Source organism: Streptomyces sp. YS-3 (genome assembly GCF_045257485.1).
Classification (GTDB): domain Bacteria; phylum Actinomycetota; class Actinomycetes; order Streptomycetales; family Streptomycetaceae; genus Streptomyces.
Map to the genome: position 1 here is coordinate 1 of NZ_JBJHPC010000236.1, position 10,529 is coordinate 10,529.

General features: G+C 69.4%; 9 protein-coding genes. 4 read left to right on the plus strand and 5 right to left on the minus strand.

Annotation, left to right across the window (positions count from 1 at the left end; translation table 11 throughout):
- Window positions 1–148 precede the first annotated feature (148 nt).
- Both ACJA3G_RS19775 and ACJA3G_RS19780 read left to right on the plus strand, forming a co-directional pair.
- The gene (locus ACJA3G_RS19775; protein ID WP_406554348.1) at window positions 149–1,039 is read left to right on the plus strand and encodes a LysR family transcriptional regulator; all 891 of its coding nucleotides are present in this window, start codon (window positions 149–151) and stop codon (window positions 1,037–1,039) included.
- Window positions 1,040–1,401: 362 nt separating this feature from the next.
- Entirely contained in the window at window positions 1,402–1,914 is a 513-nt protein-coding gene (locus tag ACJA3G_RS19780) for a GNAT family N-acetyltransferase (protein WP_406554349.1), read from the plus strand.
- 90 nt (window positions 1,915–2,004) lie between these two features.
- Here ACJA3G_RS19780 and ACJA3G_RS19785 read toward each other — a convergent pair whose 3' ends face one another.
- From ACJA3G_RS19785 to ACJA3G_RS19795, 3 genes are all read right to left on the minus strand, one after another.
- Window positions 2,005–3,324, minus strand: a complete 1,320-nt coding sequence (locus ACJA3G_RS19785) for a UDP-glucose dehydrogenase family protein (RefSeq protein WP_406554350.1) — start codon at window positions 3,322–3,324, stop codon at window positions 2,005–2,007.
- A 72-nt stretch (window positions 3,325–3,396) separates the two neighbouring features.
- A complete protein-coding gene (locus ACJA3G_RS19790; protein WP_406554356.1) occupies window positions 3,397–3,783 on the minus strand; it encodes an NUDIX domain-containing protein in 387 nt (128 codons plus the stop codon).
- A complete protein-coding gene (locus tag ACJA3G_RS19795) occupies window positions 3,690–5,630 on the minus strand; it encodes an asparagine synthetase B family protein (RefSeq protein WP_406554351.1) in 1,941 nt (646 codons plus the stop codon). The genes ACJA3G_RS19790 and ACJA3G_RS19795 overlap by 94 nt, the downstream gene beginning before the upstream one ends.
- Window positions 5,631–5,959: 329 nt before the next feature.
- Here ACJA3G_RS19795 and ACJA3G_RS19800 point away from each other — a divergent pair, with 329 nt between their 5' ends.
- Entirely contained in the window at window positions 5,960–7,351 is a 1,392-nt protein-coding gene (locus ACJA3G_RS19800) for a sporulation protein (protein ID WP_406554352.1), read from the plus strand.
- Window positions 7,352–7,442: 91 nt separating this feature from the next.
- Here the strand turns inward: ACJA3G_RS19800 and ACJA3G_RS19805 are convergent, their stop codons facing one another.
- Window positions 7,443–7,826, minus strand: a complete 384-nt coding sequence (locus ACJA3G_RS19805; protein WP_406554353.1) for a hypothetical protein — start codon at window positions 7,824–7,826, stop codon at window positions 7,443–7,445.
- Window positions 7,827–8,404: 578 nt separating this feature from the next.
- On the opposite strand from ACJA3G_RS19805, the gene ACJA3G_RS19810 reads away from it, so the two are divergent.
- On the plus strand, window positions 8,405–9,205 hold the full coding sequence (locus tag ACJA3G_RS19810; protein WP_406554354.1) for a maleylpyruvate isomerase family mycothiol-dependent enzyme: 801 nt from the start codon (window positions 8,405–8,407) through the stop codon (window positions 9,203–9,205).
- 797 nt (window positions 9,206–10,002) lie between these two features.
- On the opposite strand, the gene ACJA3G_RS19815 is transcribed toward ACJA3G_RS19810, so the two are convergent.
- Window positions 10,003–10,365 (minus strand): hypothetical protein, encoded by a 363-nt coding sequence (locus ACJA3G_RS19815; RefSeq protein WP_406554355.1) that lies wholly within the window; start codon window positions 10,363–10,365, stop codon window positions 10,003–10,005.
- Window positions 10,366–10,529: the final 164 nt, after the last annotated feature.

Here is a 10,529-nt window from a genome sequence, read left to right on the forward strand (position 1 = left end):
GGCGCGGACGCTGGGGGAGCGGTCGCCCACCAGGGCGAGGCGGGCGGGCGAGGAGTTCTGGGACTCAGGCATGCGGCCATCCTGGACCGGTAGCCGAGTACAGCGCCAACGATGATCTCTGACCCTTCCATTAGTGATACTGATGGGCATGGATCCGCATCTTCTGCGCACCTTCGTGGCTGTGGCCCGCTGCGGCTCGTTCTCCCAGGCGGCCCGTGACCTGGGCTACACGCAGTCGGCGGTATCCCAGCACATCGCCGCACTCGAGGGCGACCTCGGAGCGGTCCTCCTGCAACGGCGCCCGGTCGCCCCGACAGATATCGGCGTCCGGCTGCTCGAGCACGCCGGGCCGCTGCTGCTGCGACTGGACGCCGCCCGCGCGGACATCACGCGCCTGACCGCAGCGCCTGCCGCCCACCTCGTCATCGGGGTCTCGCCGCTGGCCATGACGTCACGGCTCGCCAGGGCGCTTGCCGGCGTGCGGCAAGCGCAGCCCCGCTTGGAGGTGACGGTGCGGGTCCTGAGCCGCGAGGCAGTCACCCGCGACGTCGCGACCGCCGCTGTGGACCTCGGCCTGGTCGACGGCATGGCCGCCCCCAACGACCCGCTCCACCTCCCCGAAGTCGGACCACTCACCGTGAGGCCCGTCACCGAACAGCCGCTCGCCGTGGCACTGCCTGCCCGGCACCCGCTCGCCACCCGCGCCGGACTTCGCCTGGTCGACCTCGCCGACGCCCGATGGATCGATGCCCCCGACACCGCTGTCCCGCTCGCACAGTTGCGCATCACCAGCGGATCCGACGGCTACCGCGCGTCCCTGCGCTACGAAGGAAACGACGTGCGCGGCCTCATCGTACTCACCGCCACAGGACATGGACTCGCCCTGCTTCCCCAGCCGGTGATCGACGGTATACCCGGCATCAGCGCGGTCCCTGTCTCCACGCCGCGACTGGTACACCGCACAGAAGTCCTGCACAGTGACATGCCGGACGGTCCCCGCGCGCTCCTCGCAGCAGCCCTCATAGCGGCCACCGAATGACTACGACGAAGCCCCTCCACATGGCGCCAGGCCGCCCTCACGGCATGGCATTCGGACAAATCCAATACCTCACTCCACGCACCCGGATGTAGAGCTACGCGAGTCCCGGCAGCGGAATCTTATGAGGCCGGAGCGATGGCGGTGGGTGCTTGGAGCGCTGTACGGTTGCTGTGTTCGTGTGCGACCAAAAGTTTGAGGACTGAGGAGGTGGGGTTGATGACCGCGCTCAGGGCCACCGTGTCCAGCGCCCGGATCTCTCTCACGTCCGGGGCTGTGGCCTGACCCTCATACCTGCCCCGCTGAGAACGTGAGCTCGCGGGCCGTCACACGCGAACCTCTCCCGAAACGGATCTTGCATCGTCATGGGCAACTCCTGGATCACGCGCGCCGAAACCAGCGCCGACATCCCTGCCATCCGCGACATCCATCTCGCCGCCTTCCCCACCGCGCTGGAGGCCGACCTCGTTGACGCGCTGCGCGCCGACCCGACCGCCTGGATCGAAGGACTGTCCCTCGTAGCAGCGGACGAGGCCGGCCGTCCGGTGGGCTACGCCCTGCTGACCCGCTGCCACATCGGCACCACACCGGCCCTGTGTCTGGCGCCGTGCGCCGTCCACCCACAATGGCAGCGGACCGGTGCGGGCACCGCGGCCGTCCGCGCGGCCCTGACCGCGGCAAAGTCGCTGGGCGAACACCATGTGGTCGTCCTCGGACACCCCTCGTACTATCCCCGGTTCGGATTCGTCCGTGCCTCGCTCCACGGCATCACGGTGAGCTTCGACGTTCCGGACGAAGCCCTGATGGCACTCAGCCTCGACGCCGACCATCCCCTCCCCAGCGGAACCGTCCACTACGCCGCAGCGTTCAGCATCTGACCCGGCCTGTGCCGCAGGGGAACGGCTTCCCGGGGCAAGGCCGCGCGCCAGGAGGCGGACTGGGTCCGCTCCCTGGCGCACGACGTCGATTCAGATGCGGCCGAGGGCTCGGGTGATCCAGCCGGCGTCGCGCCACTGAGCGGTGTGGAGGGTGCCGCGGGCGTCGATGACCTTGGGGCTGTTGGTGCGGGCGGCGAGTCGCTTGGGGTCGATGTGGGAGAACTGGTGCCACTCGGTGAGGTGCAGGAGGAGGTCGGCGTCGTCGGCGGCGGCGATGGGGTCCTCGACGTAGTCGAGTTCGGGGTGGAGCTTGCGGGCGTTGTCGAGGGCCTTGGGGTCGGTGACGGTGACGGTCGCGCCGAGGTCGTGGAGGGCCTGGGCGACGGCGAGGGCGGGCGAGTCGCGGATGTCGTCGGTCTCGGGCTTGAAAGCGGCGCCCCAGACGGTGATCCGCTTGCCGCGCAGGTCGGTGCCGAGTTCGGCGAGGGTGAGGTCGATGACGCGCTGGCGGCGGCGGGCGTTGACCGCGGCGGCTTCGCGGAGGATCCCGACGGCCTCGTCGGCGTCGAGTTCGTCGGCGCGGGTGATGAAGCCGCGGAGGTCCTTGGGCAGGCAGCCGCCCCCGAAGCCGAGGCCGGGACGCATGCCGCAGCGGCCGATGCGGATGTCGTGGGCGAGGATGTCAGCGAGTTCGGCGACGTTGGCGCCGGACTTCTCGCAGACCTCGGCCATCGCGTTGATGAAGGAGATCTTGGTGGCGAGGAAGGAGTTCGCGGCGCCCTTGGCGAGCTCGGCGGTGGCCCAGTCCGTGACGATCGTCGGCCTCCCCGACTCGATGATCTTGCCGAACGCCTGCCGCAGCAGGGCCTCGGCCCAGGAATGCTCGGTGTTGAAGCCGAGGACGAGCCGGTCGGGTCGCAGGGTGTCCTCGACCGCGAACGACTCGCGAAGGAACTCCGGGTTCCAGGCCACCTCGATGAGGTCCCCGGCGGGAGCGTGTTTGCGCAGGAGTTCGGCGACGCGAGGTGCGGTGCCGACGGGGACGGTGGACTTAACCGCCACGACTGCCGGGCGGGTCAGGCCGGGGGCCAGCTTGGTGACGGCGTCGAAGAGGTGAGTGAGGTCGTAGGCGTCGCTGCCGGGCTGCTGCGGGGTGCCGACGCCGATGAAGTGCAGGTCGGCGAACTCGGCGGCCTCGGCGTAGGAGGCGGTGAACTTCAGCCGGCCCGACGCGGTGTGTTTCGTGAGGAGGTCGTCCAGGTCTCGTTCGAAGAACGGGGCCTTGCCGGTGTTGAGGGTGTGGACCTTGTCGATGTCGGAGTCCATGCCCAGGACCTCGTGGCCGAGTTCGGCCATGCAGGCGGCGTGGGTGGCTCCGAGGTAGCCGCATCCGATCACGGTCATCTTCATGAGCGGGGTGTCCCTTCGGGTGGGGCCGCCGGCGGCGGCCCCACCCTTGCCCCGTCCGGAAGGGCGGGGTGATCAGGAGGGCCTGGCGGCCAGATAGCGGTGGATCCCGTCCCGGATGAACGGCGGGATCGTGAGGATGTCGAGGTGCTCGGGGGCGAAGAACTGGAGTTTGACCCCCTCGGCGAGAGGCAGCGCTGTCTCGTCGCCGTCCCAGGAGCCGGCGAAGAAGGTGATGATCTGTCCGGAGCCGTGCTCGTCGCGGATCTCGAACAGTTCGGTCAGGTTCGAGGCGGTGAGGCCGGCTTCCTCGTCGAGCTCGCGGACGATCGCGTCAGCCGGGGACTCGCCGGGGTCGCATCCGCCTCCTAGGACGGACCAGTGGTTGGCCCAGGCGATGTTCGGCAAGTCGTCGCGGAGGTGGAGGAGGAGTTCGCCGCGACGGTTGGAGATGATCGCGATGGCTCCGCGGGCGGCGGTCGGCTCCCCGGTGGCGGTGGTCTCGTAGCGCATCCCCTCACCGTAGTAACGGAGTTGGGGATCATGCGGCAGCCCTCACCGTCTGGTCCGAAAACCAGGCGGCTGCCATGAGGGCCTGCATGCGGGTGCGGTCGAACCGTCCGCCGGGCTTCAGACCCCCCCTCGAGGAGGGGACGGAATGCAGACGGGGCGTCGCTAAGGGCCATGCGGATCTGCGTATCGGCCCAGCCGGCGAGGTTGCCGTTGAGCCAGGAGGGGACCGGGGAGGCGAAGCCGAGCTTGTCCCGGCTGCCCCAGACCTCGCGGGGCAGGCCGAGGGCCTTGGCGGCATCCCGCAGGATCCGCTTGCCCTGGGCTGGGTCGGTGATCTTGTGGTCGACGGGCAACCGGTAGGAGAGCTCGACCAGGTCGCGGGCGAGGTAGGGGGACCGGCGTTCGAGCGCGTAGGCGGAGGCGAGTTTGTCGCTGGTCATCACCAGCGGTCTCCAGGCCGTCGCCAGGTCCGCCAGGGTCAGGCCGCGGACGAGGTCCCCTCCCGCGCGGGCCATCGCGTCAGCCACGAGGTCGCGGACGCGGCCGTCGGGATCCGGCCCGCGCAGGATCAGCCGAGTGACCGCCTCGGCGGGGGCGAGGGGTTCGCCGGCGGTGTGCATGAGCTTGGCGGCCAGGGGTCGGTATGCCTCCAGCCCGGCGTTCAGGACGGCGTCGGGGCCGAAGAGGACGAGGGCCTGGCGGACGTAGCCCATGAGGAACTCGTCCGGGCCGAGGCCGCCGATCACGACGCGAAGGCCGAGGTCGGCAATCTTTCGGTAGGCCATGTGCTCGGAGAACGCGGACGCGTTGCCCATGGGGTAGTCCAGGGCCCGCATCATCTGCGGCAGGGCGGTGGTGAAGTCGACGTGGTCGGGCTCGACCACCACCAGCTCGGCCTTGATGTTCCGGGCGATGACCGCGGCCGTGGAGGACTCGTCCAGGCGGTCCTGGCCCGGGTAGCGGACGGTGACGCAGACCGGGGGCCGCATCAGGTAGGCCAGCACCGCCGAGTCCAGCCCGCCGGAGAGGAGGAGGGCGAAGTCGCGGGCCGGGGACCTGAGCGGGATCTGCTCGGCCAGGATCGTGGAGAACCTTGCCAGGGCCTCGTCGTAGGTGCCTGCGTAGGGGGACCGGTCCTCCAAGTGCCACCAGGTCATCTGGTCGATGGAGCCGGTGGTGACGTCGAAGGACAGCAGCGTGGCCGGGGCCAGCAGCTGGATGCCCTGGAACGGTGTGTCGACCCCGACGGGGGTCTCGATGGCGGTGACCTCCGGTCGTAAGACCAGCGGGGCTGGCCCGTAGCCGGTCAGCGTGGTGACCTCGGAGGCGAACGCGAGCCGGCCGCCGTCCAGGCGCCAGTAGAGCGGCTTCTCTCCGAGCCGGTCGCGGGCCAGGAACAGCTTCGCGGTCCGCGGGTCGTAGACGGCGAGGGCGAACATGCCGTCGAGGCCGTCCAGGCAGGACGGGCCGATCTTGGCCCAGGCCCGCAGCAGGAAGTGGGCGTCCGACTCGCGCTCGCTGATCTCGATGCCCCAGGCGGCGGCCTGCTGCCGCCAGTTGTAGATCTCCCCGTTAAAGGCCAGCAGGAGGCCGGTGTCCCGGTCGAGGTAGGGGCCGGGCATGGCCTGCGGGTCGACGATCAGGAGGGTGTTCATGGCCAGCACCGCCCGCCCGTCGCGGCTGGCGGCGTGCATGGTGCCGTCCGGGCCGCGGTAGTGCTGCGAGTCGCCCATCGCGGCGACGGTCTTCTCGTGCCGGATGGCGTCGCCTCCGGCCAGTCCTGCGATTCCGCACATCTGGTTCACCCCCGAGCGTGAAGTCGTGGTGCCTGGCGGCGGCCGCCGCCAGGAGCCGTTCCAGGCGTCCCGGCGGCGGCCTGTGCCCTCATCAGACCGGTCGGCGCCCCATGCCGGGTAGGGCTCGCAGGGGGGCTCACAACTCGCGAAACCGGTTCACTCAGGGTCCGCAGGGCAATACCCTCAGTGCCTCAGACGCGGGAGGGCATCCGACTTTCCGTGCCCCGCCGGAAGGCGTACGACTGAAAATGCCCAGTCGACGCGGCCGGCCCCATGGCGTTTCCTCGTCAGCGATTGCGGTTGCTGACCTGGTGAAAGAGGGGATTCGGGTGGCGTCGACCAGCCGTCGGAAGCGTCCGCCGAACGCGGATCTGGCCCGGCTCATCGAGACGTGCGGAGCGAGCCACAAGTCCCTGGCCCTGCGGGTCAACCAGCTCGCCCAGCAGGCAGGGGTGGTCACGGACTACTCGCATACCTCCATCGCGAACTGGTGCCAGCGGGGCATGATCCCCAAGTGGCCGGTGCCGATGTTCCTGGCCAAGGCGATCTCCGAACGGCTAGGCCGACCGGTGGCACTTGGTGAAATCGGAATGGCCGATGCGGAGACACCGGAAGCGGATGTGGGATTGGATTTCCCGCGGGACCGCGGCGATGCGGTCCGAGTGGCCACCTCGTTCTGGAGTTTCGTGAACCGCCGCGACTTCCTGACCGGATCCGGCTTCGCCGTGTCCGCGTTCACCACCCCCGTGACCCGCTGGCTGGTCACCCCCGCCGACGATGGCGCCGACATGGCCGGCGGCAAGCAGGTCGGCCGGGCCGACCTGGAAGAACTCCGGGACGCGGCTGACGAGGCCCGCCGCTGGGACTCCAAATACGGCGGCGGGAACTGGAAGGCGAACTCCGTCACCGTCTGCCTCCAGGAGCGCGCCGCCCCGCTGCTGCGGGGCTCCTTCACCGACGAGGTCGGCCGGGACCTGTTCTCCGTGACCTCCGAGCTGTCGAGGCTGGCAGGGTGGACCGCGTTCGACGTCGGCCAGCACGATGTCGCCCAGCGGCACTTCATCCAGGCCCTCCGCCTGGCCCGCGCGGGCGGGGACGTCGAGCTGGGCTGCTATGTCCTGACCACGATGGCCATGCAGTCACTGCTGCGGGGCTTCGCCTCCGAGGCTGTCGATATGGCCCAGGGCGCCTTCGAGCGGGCCAAGGGGCAGGCCGCCCCCAGGGTGCTGGCCTTCACCAAGCTGATCGAGGCCCGTGCCCATGCCCGCGAGAGGGACGCCAGGGCCGCCTCACGGGCCCTGGCGGCATCCGAGGACCTCCTGAGCCAGGCAGAGGCTTTCAGCGGCTCAGAGCCCGCCTGGATCGACTTCTATCACCATGCCCGCCTCTCCGCGGACGCCGCCGAGGTCTTCCGGGACTTGAAGAACCCCAAGGCAGCCCTGGCCTGGAACCGGCGGGCCGCCGCCATGCCGTCGGGGGTGTTCACCCGCTCGGTCGGGATGCGGCTTGCGATCGTGGGGACCGCCCACCTTCAGGCCCGCGACCTCGACCACGGCCTCGAGCTGGGCAACCGGTCCGTGGACATCCTCGCCCGCGTCCAGTCCTCCCGGGCCAAGGACTACGTCCGCGAGTTCAACACCGCCCTCAGCCCGTGGCGGCGCGAGCCGGCCGTCCGCGAGTTCGTCAACCGCACCCGCGCCGAACTCGGCATCGCGGCCTGAGCACGTATCCCTGTGCTTCCCCACGTCCTCGAGGGGGGAAGCACAGGGATACGTGCTCAACGGCGTACAACTTCGTGCCCGACGTCCGCGGTCACGCCGAGGCCGGGACCGATGCCAGACGTCGGCTGCTGCAGAGCTTCTTCTTGAGCGTGATGTTCTCGTGGTAGAGGTTCGCAGCCACCGCCGCGAGTGCATCGAGCTTGCCCTGGACCTCGGTGACCTGGCCCTTCGCCTCTCGCAACTGCTTGCGGAGTTCGGCGATCGTCTCATCCCGGGACACCTCGCCGAGGGTTCGGAGGATCGGGCAACCGACCTTGGCGTCCCACTCAGCGAGGAGGTCCTCGGCCCGGTGGACCATCGCCTCACGGGCGAGGTTCTCCTTGGTCAGGGCCCCGTCGGTGTGCAGAGGCTCACCCACCAGCAGCCGGGCCATGGCCTCCCGCAGTTTCAACTCCGTGGCAGCGGACACCGGCATCAGACGCTGACCTCCTCGTCCTTGAAGCGGTTCGTGACCGACTGGACTTCGGCGAGCCTGGCGAGGATCAGCTCGCGCCGGGGCGGCGAGAGCTTCTCTCGCTTGAGGGTCTCCATCAAGTCGCCTTCCTCTGCGATCCAATAGGGAGCGTGCGTCACTTTGGTCGGTCGCGTAGGCAGCGTCACAGACCTCGCCTGAGATCCTCAGCACATCGGACACTGCAGTGAGTGGCTGTTGTTGTTCCGAACTTGAGGAGTGCTGGTCGATCGGGAGTCGTCTGAACTCCCGATCCGACCGGTCTTCCGCCGCCGTCGTGACCGTCGCGTCCATCACATCGAGCGGCAGCATGACCGCGCGCGCCGGGTGGACGTCACGGCGCCGAGGTGTCCGGCCGCGCGACGATGTCGGAGCACCCACAGGGCGCGACGACTGGCGTACCGCCACCGCCAGTGACCTCGGAGCAGTGCGCAGCTTGTCACCCGAGTGGTGGGAGGCGAGGACGATGCCAGCGATGGCCAACCGGCGCCGACTGTGAAAATCGCTGTCCGATCAGCGGAGCACGATGATAGACATCCGGAGTGGAAAAGAATCTTGAGTTCCCCGACCTGTTGCGACTGATCGATGAACGGTCGACCGCCTTCCGCGCCGTGGTCGCCGCCGCGCCCGGTCTCGACGCACAGGTGCCGACCTGCCCTGGGTGGACACTGTTCGATCTGGTGAAGCACCTGGGCGGGGGAGACCGCTTCTGGGCCGCCATCGTCGGCGCGGGGCCCGCCGACGGGCCCCCGGCCGAGGCCGTCGCTGCGCGCGCCGCGCTGGAAGTGCCGCAGGAGCGTGAGGCCCTGCTGGCCTGGCTGGATGAGTCGACGCAGCTTCTGCTGGACGCCCTGCGCGCGGCGGGACCGCAGAGCCGTTGCTGGACGTGGTGGCCCGCGTCGCAGTCACCGCAGACCGCCGGCGGCACCGCCCGGCACCGGGTCCAGGAGACCGCGGTGCACACCTACGACGCCGAGCTCGCCGGGGGCGCCCCGCAGCCGCTGCCGGTCGGGCTGGCACTCGACGGGGTGGAGGAGTTCCTGTTCACCGTCTGCGCAACGCCGAGTGCCTGGCCGCACAAGCCCACGGCCTTCGACTTCCACGCCGCCGAGGGCCGCTCCTGGCGCCTGACCGTCGACGGCGACGGCGCACGCACCACCCGCATCCCCGCGCCCACCGCCGCGACCGGCGAGGACTCGGACGCAGCTGGCGCCTCCGTCCACGGCACGGCCAGTGAGCTGGTCCTCTACCTGTACGACCGGATCCAGGCCGAATCCTTGCACGTTGGCGGAGACGCAGGGCTGCTCGACCTGCTCCGCGCCTGGGAGCCGGAGGAGAAGTAGGACGTAGCGGGGGCGGTTGGCCGTGCCTCGAGCCGTTAGGTCACGACTCTTCGCCAGGCCGCTGACACTCCAGACCGTCGAACCCCCAGGACCTTGTCGTGGTTGCAGGGCTGGCGGCGTCGAGCAGGGGGGTGCCGGCCGGGGCAGCGCGTTCACTGGAGTGAGGCGGTGGCGGTGCGCCGGTGGGCGCGTGTCACCCTGATCCTCGCGCCCTGGACGCGCGCGGATATCAGGATCGAGGGAGACGGCGGGTGGACGTCGGAGGCCAACGCTGCAGTTGGCCGCACTGCGCAGAAGGCATCTTCGAAGCACCGGCAGAGGGAGGCGCCGCCGCCTACGGCCGCCGCTGTGCCGATCTGTATCCCGGAGTCTCGGAGGAAGTCGGCATCCATGCCGAGGCGTCCACCACAGCGGAGACCTGGACCACGTGGGCCGTCGGCGCTCGAGGGCATCCACTGCAAGGCGTCGAGCACGTCGTGGACGACGCGCCGGCCGCCTGCCCCCCCCGGGTGCGCGAACTCCTCGTGCAGCCGGGGGGCACGTGACGGTCCAGCCGCTCGTGAAGCGCCGCTTGAGCTGACTGGCATGTTCTGATGTGTGCTCTGTGCGGGGGCGTGGCTGAGCGTACGGTGGTGTCAGCGGTTGGTGTCCACAGCGCTGTTGCGTCCTTCCCTCGCTGGAGAGGGCGCCTGGGGTGCGGTCCTCCTCAACGGCGTGGCCCCCGTAGAAGGCTGCGCGCTTCCTTCCTGGCACGAAGGGGCGGATGGTGACGTATGGTCCGTCCCTTTGAGGGTTTATCAGTGTTGATCTGGCTCTGCTGGCGCTGGTATGGCGACAGCGGCGAAGAGCCCCTGGACGGCTATTTGAGTAGCCAGCATGGTTCCATCGCCCGCAATGAGCAGGAACCAGAGCGGAAGCATGAGGAGAACCCCCGCCACGGTCCTGAGTTTCATTTTGGGCATTGCTTGACCTCGGTACCCGATCAGCAGGAGCAGGATCAGGGACGGAACCGCAATCAGCAGAAACATGCCGGGACTAGCAGACATGTGGTCTTTGAAGGATTCCCATCGCGACATTTTCTCGAAGGTCTCCGACTGCCCCGAGGCGTAACCAGGTTGCGCGAAAACTGCCGTAACGGTCCATCCGACCCAGAACGCCACGAAATACCGCGCGGTACACCGCTGGATCCACCTCTGCGCTTCGTGTTGCGCCTCGACCCGGTGGGGCGAGGCGCATGTCCGAGGCGGTTTCTCGTGCGGTAGCGCGCTCATCGTGGGTGCCCTCCGGTCGGTGCCTGCGAATCCACCGTACGCGGTCGCCGTAC

Excerpts from the sequence above, each read along its gene's own strand:
- ACJA3G_RS19775 (WP_406554348.1), top strand. The coding sequence starts at position 149 with ATGGATCCGCATCTTCTGCGCACCTTCGTGGCTGTGGCCCGCTGCGGC.
- ACJA3G_RS19780 (WP_406554349.1), top strand. The coding sequence starts at position 1,402 with ATGGGCAACTCCTGGATCACGCGCGCCGAAACCAGCGCCGACATCCCT.
- ACJA3G_RS19785 (WP_406554350.1), bottom strand. The coding sequence starts at position 3,324 with ATGAAGATGACCGTGATCGGATGCGGCTACCTCGGAGCCACCCACGCC.
- ACJA3G_RS19795 (WP_406554351.1), bottom strand. The coding sequence starts at position 5,630 with ATGTGCGGAATCGCAGGACTGGCCGGAGGCGACGCCATCCGGCACGAG.
- ACJA3G_RS19805 (WP_406554353.1), bottom strand. The coding sequence starts at position 7,826 with ATGCCGGTGTCCGCTGCCACGGAGTTGAAACTGCGGGAGGCCATGGCC.